The sequence below is a fragment of the Tardiphaga sp. 768_D3_N2_1 genome (assembly GCF_052076105.1).
Classification (GTDB): Bacteria; Pseudomonadota; Alphaproteobacteria; order Rhizobiales; family Xanthobacteraceae; genus Tardiphaga.
This window is the reverse complement of sequence record NZ_CP197245.1, coordinates 3,419,711-3,435,709: the sequence shown is the minus strand read 5'-3', so window position 1 is coordinate 3,435,709 and position 15,999 is coordinate 3,419,711. Positions and strand designations below refer to the sequence as shown.

Sequence of the window (15,999 nt, the reverse complement as noted above, 5' to 3'; positions counted from 1 at the left end):
TTGGCATTGGTTTCACCGGCCAATTTGCCCTATATGGGGGCTCGCGGCCGACCCCGCCTGCCGGTATTACCGGACCTTGGCGGCCCCCGAGCCACCCCGTTTAAATCCAACGTAGCCAGTTCTGGATGACCCCTGCGAGCGAACTGCGATCCGGCAAGACCGATCGTGACGAGAATTTTCCTGTCGCGTCGTGGATTATCCATCCGCGCCACCGGGCGCTGATTCTTGCCTTCTATAATTTCGTCCGGACCGCCGACGACATTGCCGATCACGCGCTGCTCGATGCCTCGAGTAAGCTTGCCATGCTTGACGAACTGGAGACGGGGCTGCTTGGCAAGCATGACGAGCAACCCGAGGCCGTCACGCTTCGAGAGGCGTTTGCGGAACGCGGCATGCCGCCGCGCCATGCGCTCGATCTGCTCACCGCGTTCCGTATGGACGTCACCAAGCTGCGCTACGCCGATTGGGACGAGCTGATCCACTATTGCTCGTTTTCGGCCATGCCGGTCGGACGTTTCATGCTCGAAGTGCACGGCGAGGATAAAGCGACCTGGCGGGCGTCTGACGCGATCTGCGCTGCGCTGCAAATTAACAATCACTTGCAGGATTGCGGCAAAGACTATCGCGATCTCGACCGTGTCTATCTCCCGCAGGATATCATGCAACGCCATGGCGTCAGCGTCGAAGCGCTCGAACAGCCGAAATCGTCGCCGACACTGCTCGAGTGTCTCCGCGAGATCGTGGCCCGCAACGAGGCCCTGCTGCGCGAGGGCGACAGCCTTACGGCGCATATCGCGGATGCGCGGTTTGCCTGCAACATTGCGGTGATCGAGAAGTTCGCCTGGGAAATCTCAAAGCTGCTGCGGGTGCGCGATCCGCTGGTCGAGAAAGTGCATCTCTCCAAGGCGAGCATGGCCGGTTATGCGCTCGCGGCGATCGCGGGCTGCCTGTGGCATCGCACGACCACAAGCGCGCCGGTACCTCGTTCGACGACGCCAGGCGCATGAACCAGATGACCAGCCAGGTGAATAATAGCGAACCTCAGAGCGAGGTTCAGGGCGTTGCTGCAGGCAGTTCGTTCTATGCCGCGATGCGCATTCTGCCACGTGCCCAGCGCGATGCGATGTTCCAGATCTACAGCTTCTGCCGTCAGGTCGACGATATCGCGGATTCCGATGGTCCGCGCGACGTCAGGCTCGCTGATATGCAGCAGTGGCGCGCAGATATCGATGCGCTCTATGCAGGCAATCCGCCGGCGCGTGTGCGCGACTATGTCGGGCCGATCAAGCAGTTCGGTATGCGCAAGGAGGATTTCATCGCCGTCATCGACGGCATGGAGATGGATATCCCCGCGGATATTCGCGCGCCGGATGACGCAACGCTCGATCTGTATTGCGATCGTGTTGCCAGTGCCGTCGGCCGCCTGTCGGTGAAGGTGTTCGGCATGCCGGACGAGGACGGTATCCTGCTTGCGCATCATCTCGGCCGTGCGCTGCAGATCACCAATATTCTGCGCGATATCGATGAAGATGCCGGCATCGGCCGTCTCTATCTGCCGCGTGAACTGCTCTATCACGCCGGCATCACGTCGAGTGATCCGGACGTGGTGCGAGCCAGCCCGGCATTGCCGAAGGTTTGTGCGCCGCTGGTGAAGCGGGCGCAGGCGCATTTCAAAAAGTCCGACGAGATCATGGCGCGCAACAAGCGCCGCGTGGTGCGCGCGCCACGGATCATGTCGAAATATTATCACGCCATCCTGGAATTGCTGGTGGCGCGCGGCTTTGGTTTGCCACGCGACCCCGTTCGTCTCGGCAAGGCCTCCAAGATAGCGATTCTGCTGCGATACGCGATTATCTGATGCAAAAGACCGCTCATATTATTGGTGCCGGCGTTTCCGGCCTGTCGGCCGCCGTGCGTCTCGTCAATGCCGGCTTCAAGGTCCACCTCCATGAGGCGACGCAGCAGGCCGGTGGCCGCTGCCGGTCGTATTTCGACGCACAGACCCAGCTCCAGATCGACAACGGCAACCATCTGGTTCTGTCGGGCAACAGCCACGTCGTCGCCTATGCAAAGTCGATCGGCACGGAGACTGGGCTGGTCGGTCCGCAGCGCGCGCAATTCGCATTTGCCGATGCCAAGACTGGCAAGCGCTGGCAGCTCGATCTCGGCGATGGCAAGATCCCGACATGGTTGTTTGACAAGACGCGCCGCGTCCCGGACACGGGCGTCGCCGACTATCTCGCGCTGTCGCCGCTGATCTGGTCGTCGAATAGTCGCCTGGTCGGCGATGCCATTCGCTGTGAAGGCGTTCTCTACGATCGTCTGGTGCAGCCACTGTTGCTGGCCGCGCTCAATGTCGATCCGCCGGAAGGTTCGGCCGGCCTCGCCGGCGCCATCGTGCGCGAGACGCTGCTGGCAGGCGGGCAGGCTTGCCGCCCGCTGATCGCGCGCGCGGGTCTTAGTGATGTTCTGGTCGAGCCTGCGATCGAATTGCTGCGCGCCAAGGGCGCCGGCGTTCATTTCGCCCATGAACTGCGCGGTTACACCATGAGTGGTGATCGCGTCACCGAGCTGAAGTTTGGCGCTGATGACGTCGTCGCCATCGGTCCTGACGATGTGGTCGTGATGGCTGTGCCGCCATGGGCTGCGAAGTCGCTATTGCCTGGCGTGAAGACGCCGACCGAATTCCGCGCGATCGTGAATGCGCATTTCAACTACGTTCCGCCAGCAGGCCACGCACCGCTGGTTGGTGTTGTCGGCGGTGTGGTGGAGTGGCTGTTTGCTTTCCACAATCGCTTCTCGATCACGATCAGCAATGGCGACCGTTTTGTGAACACGCCGCGCGAACAGTTTGCGCAACAGATCTGGGACGAGATCTGCAAGATTTCGAATATCCAGGCGCCGCTACCCGCTTGGCAGATCGTGCGCGAGCGTCGTGCCACTTTTGCCGCCACACCAGCGCAAGATGCCCTGCGTCCGGGCGCGGTCACGGATTTCAAGAATCTTTTTCTCGCGGGCGATTGGACCGATACCGGTCTGCCGGCGACTATTGAAGGATCGGTGCGATCGGGTGACCGCGCGGCCGATCTCGTCCTGGCGATGCGCTAACCGTCGCGCAGCCGGACGATCATTCACGACGAGCACGGAGATATGGCGAGCGAGATGCATTCGGTCAGTCCAGAGATCACAATTCAAAACGCGGCGCTCGAGACGAGCATCGCTTCGGCGAAGCAGAGCCTGCTGAAGTTCCGGCAGCCTGACGGCCATTGGGTATTTGAGCTCGAAGCCGACGGCACGATCCCGTCAGAATACGTCCTGCTGCGGCATTATCTCGGCGAGCCCGTCGATGCCGAGCTCGAAGGCAAGATTGCCAACTATCTTCGCCGCACCCAGGGCAAGCATGACGGCTGGGCGCTGGTGCAGGACGGCGACTTCGACATGAGCGCCAGCGTGAAAGTATATTTCGCGCTGAAGATGATCGGCGATTCGGCCGACGCACCGCATATGATCCGCGCTCGCGAGGCGATCCGCTCGCGCGGCGGCGCCGTCAACGTCAACGTCTTCACGCGCTTCCTGCTCGCGATGTTCGGCATCATCCCCTGGCGCGCCACGCCTGTGCTGCCAGTCGAGATCATGCTGCTGCCGATGTGGTTTCCGTTCCACCTCAACAAGATGTCCTATTGGGCACGCACCACGATCGTGCCGCTCATGGTGCTCGCAGCGCTGAAGCCGCGCGCGCAAAACAAGAAGGGCGTCGGCATCGACGAGCTATTCCTGGAAGATCCGTCCAGGGTCGGTGGCATCAAATGTGCGCCGCATCAGAGTCGCGCGATGTTCGCCTTCTTCACCGGCATCGACATTCTGCTCCGCGTCGCCGAGCCGTATTTTCCGAAGAAGTTGCGCGCCCATTCGATCGCGAAAGCCGTCGAATTTTGTGAAGAGCGCCTGAACGGCGAAGATGGCCTCGGCGCGATCTATCCGCCGATGGCCAATATGGTCATGATGTATGAAGTGCTCGGCTTCCCCGCCGATTATCCGCCGCGCGCCGTCCAGCGCCGTGGTATCGACAAGCTTCTGATTGTCGGAGAGGCCGAAGCCTATTGCCAGCCTTGCGTATCGCCGGTGTGGGACACCGCGCTGACCGCGCATGCGATGCTGGAAACCGGCGGCGATGAAGCGTTCGGTCCGGCGAAAAAAGGTCTCGACTGGCTGGCGACAAAGCAGGTGCTCGACGTGAAGGGCGACTGGGCGGTGAAGCGGCCGGATCTGCGTCCGGGCGGTTGGGCCTTCCAGTACAACAACGCGTATTACCCGGATCTCGACGACACGGCTGTGGTGATGATGGCGATGGACCGCGCGCGCCGTCAGACCGGCGGCAAGGAATACGACGTTGCGCTCGATCGCGGCCGGGAGTGGATCCTGGGCATGCAGAGCAGCGACGGCGGCTTCGCGGCGTTCGAGGTCGATAACCTCGAATATTATCTCAACAACATCCCGTTCTCGGACCACGGCGCGCTGCTCGATCCGCCGACCGAGGACGTCACCGCGCGTTGTGTCTCGATGCTGGCGCAGCTTGGCGACACCGTCGAGACCTCAAAGCCGCTGGCGGATGGTGTGGAATATCTGCGCCGTACCCAGCTCGCCGAGGGCTCGTGGTATGGCCGCTGGGGCCTGAACTACATCTACGGCACCTGGTCGGTGCTGTGCGCTCTCAACGCTGTTGGCATCGACCACCAGGATCCGGCGTTCCGCAAGGCGGTGGCCTGGCTGCTGTCGATCCAGAACGAGGACGGCGGCTGGGGCGAGGATGCGGTCAGCTACCGACTCGATTACAAGGGATTCGAGGCGGCTCCCAGCACGTCGTCGCAAACGGCATGGGCCTTGCTTGCGCTTATGGCGGCAGGCGAGGTCGATCATCCGGCTGTTGCCCGTGGAACGCGGTACCTGATGGACACACAGACGGAAAAAGGACTCTGGGACGAGGCCCGTTACACCGCCACCGGCTTCCCCCGTGTGTTTTATCTGCGTTATCATGGCTACTCGAAATTCTTCCCGCTCTGGGCGTTGGCGCGGTTCCGGAATTTGAAGAGCACCAACAGCAAGACCGTAGGGGTTGGGATGTGATTTTGGGCGATGGGGGCATTTCGACCGCGGGCGATACAATCGACCCGCGGCCGGTATTGATCGTCACGGGGCTGGTCCAGGAGGCGAAGATCGCTGCCGGGCCGGGAATGACCGTCATTTGCAGCTCAAGCGACCCCGTCCAGCTCCGCAGCCTGCTGGCTGACTTCGACCCCATGACCATCCGCGGCGTCATCAGCTTCGGCGTTGCCGGTGGCCTCGATCCCGATCTCAAATCAGGCGCTGTCGTCGTGGCCACGGAAGTGGTGGCCGGCAACAGCCGTTGGTCGGCTTCTGAAGTCCTTAGCGACGAACTGATCGCCGGTGCCGGCGTCGGCCGCCAGAAAGTGTTTCGCGGCGGTCTGGTCGGTGTCGAGAAAGTCGTGACGGGGCAGGCCGGCAAGGCCGCGCTGCGTTCGGAATTTGGTGCCGCCGCCGTCGATATGGAAAGCCACATCGCCGCCGAGTTCGCCGCTATGGCCGGACTGCCGTTTGCCGCACTGCGCGTGGTCAGCGATCCCGCCCATCGCGCACTGCCGGAAATCGCGACCACGGCCATCAAGCCAAATGGCGATGTCGATCTGCGCAAGGTGCTGCGCGGCATCGCACGCAATCCGCTGGTGATTCGTGCTCTTGTCTCGACCGGGCGCGACTTCAATCGCGCTCTGCGCAGCCTGCGCGACTGCCGCAGCTATCTGCTCGGGCACACCAACCTGGTTTCGGCGGACGTCTGAGCAAGGCTCTGAGGGGCCTTACAGGCCGTTCTGCACCATCATCGTTGCAAAGAAAAAGGGCGCGATTTGCATCGCGCCCTTTTTGATGTCCGATCTGAAATCGCTCAGGCGGCGGTCGAAGCCTTCTGGGCCTTTTCCTCGGCCTTGGCGGCAGCGGCGAGAGCTTCTTCCTTGCGGATGTCCGACAGGCGCTTCTGCACTTCCGACGAGAACACATACTGCGCCGGGCGCTGCTTGCTGAGGTCGAGTTCCGGGGCCATCGGGCCCGACGTCTTCACGCCGCGCATTGCCACCCACATCGCCTTGAACGGATTGCTGAGCGCCTCATCGGCAGCGGTCGGCTCATAGCCGCAATGGGCCATACAGTCGGCGCACTTCTCGTACTTGCCGGTGCCGTAGGTGTCCCAATCGGTGGTGTCCATCAGCTCCTTGAAGGTCTTGGTGTAGCCTTCGCCGAGCAGATAGCAGGGCTTCTGCCAGCCGAAGATGTTGCGCGCGGGCATGCCCCACGGCTTGCACTCGTATTCCTGGTTGCCGGCGAGGAAGTCCAGGAACAGGCCGGAATGCATGAAGTTCCACTTCTTGCCCTTGCCGAGCGCAAAGACGTCGCGGAACAGCTTCTTGGTCTTGGTGCGATTCAGGAAGTGCTCCTGATCCGGTGCGCGCTCATAGGCGTAACCCGGCGACATCGAGACGCCGACGCCGAGCTCGACGGTGAAATCCATGAACTTGGCAATGTCCTCGGCGGCGTGGCCGTCGAAGATCGTCGCATTGACGTTGACGGTGAAGCCGCGGGCCTTCGCAGCCTTGATCGCGGAGACGGCCTTGTCGAACACGCCTTCCTGCGACACGGCCTTGTCGTGGTGGTCCTTGAGGCCGTCGAGATGCACCGAGAAGAACAGGTAGGGGGACGGGGTGAACAGGTCGAGCTTCTTCTCCAGCAGCAGCGCGTTGGTGCAGAGCGAGACGAACTTCTTGCGCTCGACCAGGCCGCGTACGATCTCGCCGATCTCCTTGTGGATCAGCGGCTCGCCGCCCGGAATCGCAACCATCGGCGCGCCGCACTCGTCCGCAGCATCCCAGCACTCCTGCGCCGACATGCGGCGATTCAGGATGGCGTTCGGATAGTCGATCTTGCCACAGCCGACGCAGGCCAGGTTGCAGCGGAAGAGGGGTTCCAGCATCAGCACGAGCGGATAGCGCTTCTGGCCGGTCAGCTTCTTCTTCAATAGATAGGAGCCGATTTTCATTTCTTTAAAGAATGGAATGGCCATTTCGTATTTTCTCTCTGCGCATCACATCGTGACGAAGGTGGATCAAACCGCGGTCAGTTCGGCGGGTAGCTTGAATTCGATATTCTCTTCACGTCCGGGCAACACCGACACCGCAACCGGTCCGATCCGCCGCAAGGTCTCGATCACGTCATCTACAAGCACTTCTGGCGCGGATGCGCCAGCCGTGATGCCTACGGCACGCGCGTCCTTCAACCAAGCGGGGTTGAGTTCGCTGCCATCGGCAATGAGGTAGCTCGGGACACCGACTTCGGTGCCAATTTCCCGCAACCGGTTCGAGTTGGAACTGTTGGTCGCCCCGACGACCAGAATGACGTCCACGAGCTTGCTGAGGTCTCTTACCGCAGATTGGCGGTTTTGTGTTGCATAGCAGATATCGCGGGTATCGGGGCCTTCAATGTCACTGAAACGCTGTTCCAGGGCCAAAATGATGTCTTTGGTGTCATCCACGCTGAGGGTCGTCTGGGTAATATAGGCGACCGGTTCCTGCGGTGGCAGCGTCAGTGCCTTGACGTCCTCGACGCTCTGAACAAGGTAAACGGGGCCGGGCACCTGTCCCATGGTACCGTCGACCTCCGGATGGCCTGCGTGACCGATCAGGATGACCTTACGGCCCTTGGACATATACCGCTTGCCCTGGTTGTGGATCTTGGTAACAAGCGGACAGGTTGCATCCAAAACAGGCAGGCCACGGGTTGCCGCTTCTTCCTCGACGCTCCGGGCGACGCCATGAGCGCTAAAGACGGTCATGGCGTTCGGCGGCACTTCAGAGAGTTCCTCGACGAAAATGGCGCCCTTGGCCTTCAGGCTCTCGACCACGTATTTGTTATGGACGATCTCATGGCGCACATAGACCGGCGCCCCATAGCGTTCGAGAGCACGCTCGACGATCTCGATGGCACGCACGACGCCCGCGCAGAAGCCGCGCGGCTGAGCCAGGAAGATTTCAAGGGGACGACGATCAAGCACGTGGTACAAAGTCCATAATCGATTCCGGTACAATCCGTAATTTTGTACCACAATCAGGCACATATCCAGCCCAGCTGGATATGTGAGGCGTTCTGTGTGACAAAAATCACTCAGTATGCAATCACGAACCGAAAACGTGGTTTGCGACGACTGGCCGGGTTGCGGTAATATCTTGCGGTTGCGCCCCAAGAACCTGAAAACTCTCACTTGTTCGTCACTTTACGGCGCGACGGGGCGTCGCTAACACGGCCGTTGCTACGGTGATCAGCACGTTTTATGCCATCCCATCACATTGCTGAAAGCAAAGCGCATCCAATGCGAAAGTAATGGTTTGCGGAACCCTCACTCGTGAACCGCATTCTTTGCGAGCCTCGTCCAAATAGAAAGAAAAAGCGTGCTGACAAGAGTTGTCGTCTCGATCGTGAACTTCTGCACCCGATTTGCTCTGCCGGTGGTGCTCGTTTGTGTGCTTCTTTCGATTGGCGCGAGCTACTACACGGCGAAGAATTTCTCGATCAATACGGACATCAACAAGCTGATCTCGCCCAATCTCGACTGGCGTCAGCGCGACATTGCCTTCGACAAGGCTTTCGACCAGGAGCGCCTGATCATCGCGGTGGTTGAGGCGCCTACACCTGAATTCGCCAGTGCCGCAGCCAATGCCATGGAAGCGAAGCTGGTCACCAACAAGACGGATTTCGACTCGGTTCGCCGATTGGATGGTGGAGCGTTCTTCGAGAAGAACGGCTTGCTATTCCTGCCGACCAAGGAAGTTGCGCAACTGACGGGCCAGTTCCAGCAAGCTGCTCCCCTGATCGAAATCATGGCCGGAGATCCCAGTTTGCGCGGTCTCACCGGCGCGCTGGAAACCGGCCTCACCGGCATTCGTCGCGGGCAGATTCAGCTCGATGCAGCAGCGCCAACCTTTAATGCCGTCTCGCAGACCATCGAGGACGTGCTGAAAAACGGCAAGGGCACCTTCTCATGGCGCGGGCTGGTCAGCGACAAGCCTCTGACAGATGGCGACAAGCGTGGCTTCATCGAAATCAAGCCTATCCTCGACTTCAACGCGCTTGAACCCGGCAAGACCGCGACCGATGCGATCCGGCAGGCTGCCATCGACCTGAACATCGCTGGCGAATACGGCGCACGCGTACGGTTGACCGGCCCGGTCCCCATCGCCAATGAGGAATTCTCCACTGTGCAGGATGGCGCCGTCGTCAACGGGATCGGTACGGTTTTGATCGTGCTGGTGATCCTCTGGATGGCGCTGCATTCGGCCAAGATCATCGGCGCCGTGTTCGCAACGCTGTTCGTGGGCCTCGCCACAACGACCGCCGTCGGTCTCATGATGGTGGGGTCACTGAACCTGCTGTCGATTGCATTTGCCGTATTGTTCGTTGGCCTCGGCGTCGACTTCGGCATTCAGTTCAGCGTGCGTTACCGCTCGGAGCGCTACAAGAATGACAACCTGCCGATGGCGCTGACGAAGGCCGCCGAATATTGCGCAGTGCCGCTGTCGCTCGCCGCTTTCGCAACGGCTGCCGGTTTTCTGTCGTTCCTGCCGACCGATTACAAAGGCGTGTCCGAACTCGGCAAGATCGCCGGCGCCGGCATGATGATCGCGTTCCTGACCAGCATCACAGTTCTGCCGGCACTGCTCGACCTCTTGAATCCCGCCGGCGAAAAGGAGCCCGTTGGCTATGCGTTCCTGGCGCCTGTTGACCGTTTCCTGGAAGAAAAGCGCTTCTGGATTATCGGCATCACACTGGCGCTCACGATCGCCGGTCTGCCGCTGCTCTACTTCCTGAAGTTCGACTTCAATCCGATCAATTTGCGAAATCCGAATGTCGAGTCGATCGCGACTTTCCTCGATCTGCGCAAGGATCCGAACACTGGCGCCAATGCGGTCAACATCATGACGCCAAACGAAGCTGCTGCGAAGCAGGTCGAAGAACGTCTTTCCAAGCTTCCGGAAGTGGCTCGTACGATTTCACTCGCCAGCTTTGTTCCTGAGGATCAGCCTGCCAAGCTGAAGGCGATTCAGGAAGGCGCGAAGATTCTCGAGCCGGCCTTGAACCCCGAGTCGATCGACAAGGCGCCGACCGATGCGGAAAACGTCACTTCTCTGAAGGACTCGGCAGCGAGCCTGCGCAAACTTGCGGGAACGCAGACCAGTCCCGGCGCCGTCGCCGCCAAGCGTTTGGCGGATGCATTGGCCAAAACCGCTGATGCTAGCCAGCCTGTGCGCGATCAGGTGCAGGCGACCTTCGTGGTGCCGCTCAAGCTCGCACTGGGGCAGTTGCGTAATCTGATGCAGGCGAGCCCGATCAGTTTGCAAACCTTGCCGCCCGAACTGGTGAATTCCTGGAAGACCAAGGATGGCCAGATCCGTGTTGAAGCGCAGCCCAATGGCGATCCGAACGATAATGACACGTTGCGCAAATTCGCTGATGCCGTGTTGAAGTCCGAGCCGCTTGCCGTCGGTGGTCCGATCTCGATCCTGAAGTCGGGCGACACCATTGTGACCGCTTTCATTCATGCGGGCATCTGGGCGCTGCTTTCGATCTCGTTGTTGCTGTGGCTGGCTTTGCGGCGCATCAGCGATGTGTTGCTGACTATCGTTCCCTTGCTGGTGGCAGGAACGGTCACGCTGGAGATCTGTGTGTTGATCGGCTTGCCGCTGAACTTCGCCAACATCATCGCGCTGCCGCTGCTGCTCGGCGTCGGCGTGGCGTTCAAGATCTACTATGTGACGGCGTGGCGGGCGGGCTACAAGAACCTGCTGCAGTCATCGTTGACACGCGCGATTTTCTTCAGCGCGCTGACGACTGCCACGGCGTTCGGCAGCCTGTGGCTGTCGAACCATCCGGGCACCGCGAGCATGGGTAAACTGCTCGCGATGTCCTTTGTTGTGACGCTGGCGGCCGTGCTGCTATTCCAGCCGGCTCTCATGGGTAAGCCGCGCGAGACTAGTGAGTGACCTTGTTGATCTCGGGCAGCAGGCAGATATCGCCGATATCGGCCGGCTGTCCCGGCGCCGTTGCTGCGGCGGTTTTCTGACCGGCTGGAGCGGTGGCCTTGGGGGCGCCGGCAGCAGGAGCCGGTGCAGCCTTGGGTGCAGCAGCAGCCGTCGGAGTAGCCGCCGGGGCCATCTTGCCGCCGGTGGTAGCGCCCGCCTTGGGCAGGGCGCCCTTGGCGGTGAGGTTCGAGGGGCTCGACGGAATCGACGGGCCTACGCGCGTCCAGGTCTGGCCGCCGCACAGGAAACCGAGGACGCATCCTTCAATTTCAAGTTCATCAGCCGTATCACCGAGTTTGATCGTCGATTTATAGAATTTTCCGTCCTTGGCGTTGTAGACCTGACCCGCCCACTTGTCGTTTGCGGCATTCTTTTTCATGTCCAGCAACGTCACGATGCCCAGAGTGGGACGCGCCTTCTTGGTGGCATCGGGATTGTTCTTGTCGATACCGCCGGGGGTCTTTTCCCAGGCTACGGCACCCCACATGCTGCCGCCGCATTCGGCAACACGGATATGGGCCACGCCATCTTCGACCTTCCAATCGCCGGTCGGGTCTGCTGCAAATGCGGGTGACAGCCCTGCCGAAAACAGACCTGCTGAAAAAATGATTCCGCAATATGTGAGACTGCGCGTAGTAATGCGTGGGCGCTGCAACATGTTTAGACCTATGCTTAAGTAGCGGTTCTCGGCGAAGTCAAATCGCCGCATTTACGGTTTTCAGTTGACGAAGCGACCATCAACCGACGTATGTAACTCATGGTATATCCGAATCTAGACGTTTCCGAGATGTTTGTTGAACGGGAGGCGCAGCGTAGCTCGATGCATACGCGCCATCTTAATGAACAGCTCGTTCGAGTCCTCAAGACCATCGGATATGACGTTGGCTTTCAGCGGGGCACCGGCCAGTATTTGTTCGATCGGGACGGCGCCCGCTATCTCGATCTACTGAGCGGATTTGGCGTTTTTGCGATTGGCCGGAACCATCCGGTGATGCGGAATGCGCTCAAAAGCGTGCTCGACGCCGATATGCCCAATTTGGTGCAAATGGACGTCTCCACACTCGCAGGTATCCTCTCCGAGAAGCTGCTGGAAAACGTCCCGTATATGGACAAGGTGTTTTTCGCGAACTCGGGCGCGGAAACTGTCGAGGCCGCGATCAAATTCGCCCGCAATGCGACCGGTCGCGATGGGATCGTATATTGCGATCATGCCTATCACGGACTGACCTATGGCGCGCTATCGCTGACCGACGACACCAATTTCCGCACCGGCTTCGGTCCATTGCTCTCGGGCTGCACCACGGTGCCGTTCAACGACCTCGAAGCGCTGGAGAAAGCGCTGTCCTCGAAACAGGTCGCGGGCTTCATCGTCGAGCCGATCCAGGGCAAGGGCGTCAACCTGCCTACCGATGAATTCCTGTCGGGCGCCGCTGCGCTGTGCCGCAAATACGGCACGCTGTTCATCGCCGATGAAATCCAGACCGGCCTCGGACGCACCGGAAAATTTCTGGCGATCGAGCACTGGAATGTCGAGCCCGACATGATCCTTCTCGCCAAGGCTTTATCTGGAGGTCATGTTCCTGTTGGCGCGCTGCTGACGCGAAAAAGCATCTTCGACAAGATCTTCAACCGTATGGATCGCTCGCTGGTCCATGGTTCGACCTTCGGCAAGAACGATCTGGCGATGGCCGCCGGCATTGCTACGCTGGAGATCATGAAGCATGAGAAGCTGGTCGAGAACGCGGCCAAGCGCGGTGCCGAATTGCGGCTCGCTCTGCAGAACATGATTCCCGAATTCGAGCTTCTGAAGGAAGTGCGCGGCAAGGGTCTGATGATCGGTGTCGAATTCGGCCCGCCGAAGTCGCTTCGTCTCAAGGCATCATGGAACATCCTGGAGTCGGCCAGCAAAGGCCTGTTCTGCCAGTTGATCACCGTGCCGCTGTTCAAGGAGCAGAAGATCCTGACCCAGGTCTCCGGCCACGGCAGTCACACCATCAAGCTGCTGCCGCCCCTGGTGGTCACCGAGGACGACGGCAAGTGGATCGAGAACTCGTTCCGCACCGTGATTGCCGATAGCCATAAGGTTCCTGGTGCGATCTGGTCGCTCGGCAAGACGCTGGTCGACAACGCCGTGCGGAAGTCAGCCTAGGTTTCAGCTCGCCCCCGTTGCGCGTTCAACCTTGCTGCCGAAATCGGCAAGTTCATCGGCGTTCAAATCGCTGACTGCCCAGTAAGTCAGGCCGCGCTCGCTCCAGTGGCGAATGTTGAAGCCCTGAACGGTCTCGATCCTGGCCACGCGTGATTCTGCATTTGTCGTCTGTGCAACGAACAGATTAATCACATGGGTGCGCCGCCGGTAGACGATGGCGCCGATCGTTCGTCCATTGACATAATCAAGCCGCCCGCCGATCAGCGTGAAACCCTGCGCGGTGAGATCGACGACCGGTGGCGCCACGTCAAGCCGACCGTTGAACCAGGGCTTCACCGTGTGCTGATCGGTGGAGAGCACGTCGGTGAGATGGCCCGCCTGCAGAGCGCGCAGATGCGCCGACACCACATCCGAAAGAATGCGTTGCTCGTCTTCATGGCGAAGCACGATCACGACGAGGCCGGTCGCAGCTACGGCGGACAATACCGATCCCATCGCGAAGCCTTTCAGCACGGCGCGACGGTTTGGCGCGCGAGCCTTGGGGAGCGCTGCTTCGACGCGGTGGCGTAGCTGTGGGGGCGCCGTAAAATGCAGATCGCTGGCGGCCATTGCGGATCGCATGTCGCGATAGGCTTTCAATTGAGCAGCGCAGCGCTGGCACGTGGCAATGTGCGCCTCGACCTCGCGGACATGCCCGGCATCGAGCTCGTTATCGAGCAATGCGTGAAGAAGGATCTCGGCCTCGTCGCAGGTCATTTGTGCGGCTCCTCTTCAGCCATCCATGCGATCCGGAGCATCGCGCGTGCCCGGGCGAGGCGTGACATCACGGTGCCGATGGGCGCGCCGACGATGTCGGAAATCTCGCGGTAAGACAGGTTTTGCATTTCTCGCAGCACGAGGATTTCCCTGAACGGCTCGGCGAGCGTACTTACGAGACGCTGAACCGTCGTGGCATCGCGACGTCGGAGCAATTCCGCTTCCGGTGAAGCTTGTGCCTCATGCCAGAGCGGCGCGGCTTCCTGCGACTCTGCGTCGTCGATTTCGGCGATCGCGGTTGGTGAGTTCATGCGGCGGGCGAACTCCGCATGGCAGATATTGCGCAGTATGGCGAACAACCATGGTTTGATTGCAGGGCCACGATAGCTGTCGAAGTGTTTTAGCGCGCGCAGATAGCATTCCTGTACGGCGTCCTCGGCGGCGTCGGCATCGCGCAGCAGATAGCGGGCCAGCGTATAGACGTCGTCGAGGCATGGCAGCGCGACCTCGCGAAAACGGCGCGTCCTTTCGCCATCGTCGTCAGCCCTGTGCGCTGGCATCGACTTGTCCTTGCGGCCGATGCCCGGCTGCCGGGTTTCCAGAGGCCGGGCATCGTTGTGATGCCTTGGTTTTGGCTGCTACTCAACCTTGATCATCCCCGTCATATGTGGATGCAGTGAGCAAAAATACGTGTAGTCACCCGGTGACGTGAACGTGAAGGAATAGCTGTCGCCGGTGTCGAGCGTTTTTGACCTGAATTTTCCGGCTGAGACCACGGCGTGAGGGATATCGTCCCGGTTCTTCCAGGTGACGGTCGTGCCGACCTTGATCGTGAGCTGCGCAGGCTCGAAGGTGAAGTTGTCGATCATCACCGCGAGGTCTTCGCAGCGCGCCGCTGTCATGCCGGAAGCCATGACAGCGGAAATGGCAATACGGATGCAGATGTTGCGTAAGGCGACGGATGTCATGTTGCGATGCCCCTAGCCCTGCAACGGTGTGTCGATGATGGCGAGGCGTTCATCGCCGGGTTTGAAGATGATGCTGGCGATGCCCAGCAGGCTGCGTAATTTGTCGTCGGCCACCTTCATGGGCCCGGGTGAGGGCGCTGTCCCCGGTGCCGGCTGTGGAAACGCAGTTGAGCGTGCGGTGTGGAACGTGACGTTACCTTCCACTTTCTGCATCACCTGATGGATATGGCCGTTCAGCACGGTGACTGAGCCGAAGCCCTTGAGATAGTCCAGCGCGCGCGCTCCGTCTTCCGTGCCCCATCCCCAGGTCGGATAGACCGTCCAGAGCGGAATGTGCGCAAACACCACGATAGGTGTCGATTTCGATCGGCCGCGAAGATCGTCTTCGAGCCATGCGAGTTGTTCGGCGCCCAGGTTTCCGAGTCCGCCGGCTTTGAGATCGACGACGTTCACGAGTCCGATGAAGTGCACGCCGCTCGCGTCGAAGGAATACCAGCCGGAGCCCTTGGTCCCGCGTCCGTAGCGCTCGCGGTAGAGCTTGACCTCCTCGTCGATGAAATCATGTTCCCCCGGGACGTAATGCACATCGAGCCGCGCTTGCGAGATGATGCGGTCCGCATCGTCGAACTCGGAGGCCTTGGAGAGGTGGCTGATATCGCCGGTATGGATCATGAACGACGGCTTCACCGGGATGGCTTTGATCCGGCCGATGGCTTCCTCAAGCGTGCCGATGGCGTTGGGATTGGCTGGCTTGTCGAAGCCGATATGGCTGTCGCTGATCTGCAGGAACGTCAGGCCGGTGGGCTCTGCCGCTTGTGCTGAATCGATCAGCCCAAGAGCGTGCGGAACGCCTCTGGAAATGCTCCAGAGCACGCCGGTGCCGGCCCAGGTCATGCACTCCAGTACCTTTCGGCGACTTAGCCTCGGGTCGTCCTGGGAATGATCGTGGTCAAATGCACTCATCGCGAATCTCCATCGCCCTGGATTG

The 15,999-nt window shown here is 60.4% G+C and carries 14 protein-coding genes; 7 read left to right on the top strand and 7 right to left on the bottom strand.

Annotated features, from left to right (window positions below; all coding sequences use genetic code 11):
- Nucleotides 1-125 precede the first annotated feature (125 nt).
- The 5 genes from hpnC to AB8A27_RS16230 are packed head-to-tail and all read left to right on the top strand — an operon-like array spanning nt 126 to nt 5,855.
- Complete coding sequence (hpnC, locus tag AB8A27_RS16250; protein WP_441242781.1) at nt 126-1,007, top strand: squalene synthase HpnC; 882 nt, start codon at nt 126-128, stop codon at nt 1,005-1,007.
- Nucleotides 1,008-1,012: 5 nt separating this feature from the next.
- A complete protein-coding gene (gene hpnD, locus AB8A27_RS16245) occupies nt 1,013-1,858 on the top strand; it encodes a presqualene diphosphate synthase HpnD (protein ID WP_441244928.1) in 846 nt (281 codons plus the stop codon).
- A complete protein-coding gene (hpnE, locus tag AB8A27_RS16240) occupies nt 1,858-3,108 on the top strand; it encodes a hydroxysqualene dehydroxylase HpnE (RefSeq protein ID WP_441242780.1) in 1,251 nt (416 codons plus the stop codon). Before hpnD ends, hpnE begins: the two co-directional genes overlap by 1 nt.
- A gap of 42 nt (nt 3,109-3,150) precedes the next feature.
- Nucleotides 3,151-5,124 (top strand): squalene--hopene cyclase, encoded by a 1,974-nt coding sequence (shc, locus tag AB8A27_RS16235; protein ID WP_441242779.1) that lies wholly within the window; start codon nt 3,151-3,153, stop codon nt 5,122-5,124.
- Entirely contained in the window at nt 5,121-5,855 is a 735-nt protein-coding gene (locus AB8A27_RS16230; RefSeq protein WP_441242778.1) for a phosphorylase, read from the top strand. The genes shc and AB8A27_RS16230 overlap by 4 nt, the downstream gene beginning before the upstream one ends.
- 104 nt (nt 5,856-5,959) lie before the next feature.
- Here the strand turns inward: AB8A27_RS16230 and hpnH are convergent, their stop codons facing one another.
- Nucleotides 5,960-7,129, bottom strand: a complete 1,170-nt coding sequence (hpnH, locus tag AB8A27_RS16225) for an adenosyl-hopene transferase HpnH (protein WP_441242777.1) — start codon at nt 7,127-7,129, stop codon at nt 5,960-5,962.
- A gap of 42 nt (nt 7,130-7,171) precedes the next feature.
- Nucleotides 7,172-8,116 carry a 4-hydroxy-3-methylbut-2-enyl diphosphate reductase gene (gene ispH / locus AB8A27_RS16220; protein ID WP_441242776.1) on the bottom strand — a complete coding sequence of 315 codons (945 nt, stop codon included), beginning with the start codon at nt 8,114-8,116 and terminating at the stop codon, nt 7,172-7,174.
- Between the two features lie 394 nt (nt 8,117-8,510).
- Here ispH and AB8A27_RS16215 point away from each other — a divergent pair, with 394 nt between their 5' ends.
- Nucleotides 8,511-11,099, top strand: coding sequence for an MMPL family transporter (locus tag AB8A27_RS16215; RefSeq protein ID WP_441242775.1), 2,589 nt, complete (start codon nt 8,511-8,513; stop codon nt 11,097-11,099).
- Here AB8A27_RS16215 and AB8A27_RS16210 read toward each other — a convergent pair.
- A complete protein-coding gene (locus AB8A27_RS16210; RefSeq protein ID WP_441242774.1) occupies nt 11,089-11,796 on the bottom strand; it encodes a DUF2147 domain-containing protein in 708 nt (235 codons plus the stop codon). The genes AB8A27_RS16215 and AB8A27_RS16210 overlap by 11 nt on opposite strands.
- A gap of 99 nt (nt 11,797-11,895) precedes the next feature.
- Here AB8A27_RS16210 and hpnO point away from each other — a divergent pair, with 99 nt between their 5' ends.
- Nucleotides 11,896-13,287 (top strand): aminobacteriohopanetriol synthase HpnO, encoded by a 1,392-nt coding sequence (gene hpnO, locus AB8A27_RS16205; protein WP_439064412.1) that lies wholly within the window; start codon nt 11,896-11,898, stop codon nt 13,285-13,287.
- A gap of 3 nt (nt 13,288-13,290) precedes the next feature.
- Here hpnO and AB8A27_RS16200 read toward each other — a convergent pair whose 3' ends face one another.
- The 4 genes from AB8A27_RS16200 to AB8A27_RS16185 form a co-directional block, all read right to left on the bottom strand.
- Complete coding sequence (locus AB8A27_RS16200) at nt 13,291-14,043, bottom strand: anti-sigma factor family protein (protein ID WP_441242773.1); 753 nt, start codon at nt 14,041-14,043, stop codon at nt 13,291-13,293.
- Nucleotides 14,040-14,603, bottom strand: a complete 564-nt coding sequence (locus tag AB8A27_RS16195; RefSeq protein WP_441242772.1) for a sigma-70 family RNA polymerase sigma factor — start codon at nt 14,601-14,603, stop codon at nt 14,040-14,042. Before AB8A27_RS16195 ends, AB8A27_RS16200 begins: the two co-directional genes overlap by 4 nt.
- 78 nt (nt 14,604-14,681) lie before the next feature.
- Nucleotides 14,682-15,011, bottom strand: coding sequence for a cupredoxin domain-containing protein (locus AB8A27_RS16190; RefSeq protein ID WP_441242771.1), 330 nt, complete (start codon nt 15,009-15,011; stop codon nt 14,682-14,684).
- Between the two features lie 12 nt (nt 15,012-15,023).
- A complete protein-coding gene (locus AB8A27_RS16185; protein WP_441242770.1) occupies nt 15,024-15,974 on the bottom strand; it encodes a metallophosphoesterase family protein in 951 nt (316 codons plus the stop codon).
- Between the last annotated feature and the right edge of the window lie 25 nt (nt 15,975-15,999).

Coding starts and splice junctions, on each gene's coding strand:
- hpnH (WP_441242777.1), bottom strand. CDS start 7,129: ATGGCCATTCCATTCTTTAAAGAAATGAAAATCGGCTCCTATCTATTG.
- AB8A27_RS16195 (WP_441242772.1), bottom strand. CDS start 14,603: ATGCCAGCGCACAGGGCTGACGACGATGGCGAAAGGACGCGCCGTTTT.
- AB8A27_RS16190 (WP_441242771.1), bottom strand. CDS start 15,011: ATGACATCCGTCGCCTTACGCAACATCTGCATCCGTATTGCCATTTCC.
- AB8A27_RS16185 (WP_441242770.1), bottom strand. CDS start 15,974: ATGAGTGCATTTGACCACGATCATTCCCAGGACGACCCGAGGCTAAGT.
- hpnD (WP_441244928.1), top strand. CDS start 1,013: ATGACCAGCCAGGTGAATAATAGCGAACCTCAGAGCGAGGTTCAGGGC.
- shc (WP_441242779.1), top strand. CDS start 3,151: ATGGCGAGCGAGATGCATTCGGTCAGTCCAGAGATCACAATTCAAAAC.
- hpnE (WP_441242780.1), top strand. CDS start 1,858: ATGCAAAAGACCGCTCATATTATTGGTGCCGGCGTTTCCGGCCTGTCG.
- hpnO (WP_439064412.1), top strand. CDS start 11,896: ATGGTATATCCGAATCTAGACGTTTCCGAGATGTTTGTTGAACGGGAG.
- AB8A27_RS16200 (WP_441242773.1), bottom strand. CDS start 14,043: ATGACCTGCGACGAGGCCGAGATCCTTCTTCACGCATTGCTCGATAAC.
- hpnC (WP_441242781.1), top strand. CDS start 126: ATGACCCCTGCGAGCGAACTGCGATCCGGCAAGACCGATCGTGACGAG.
- AB8A27_RS16210 (WP_441242774.1), bottom strand. CDS start 11,796: ATGTTGCAGCGCCCACGCATTACTACGCGCAGTCTCACATATTGCGGA.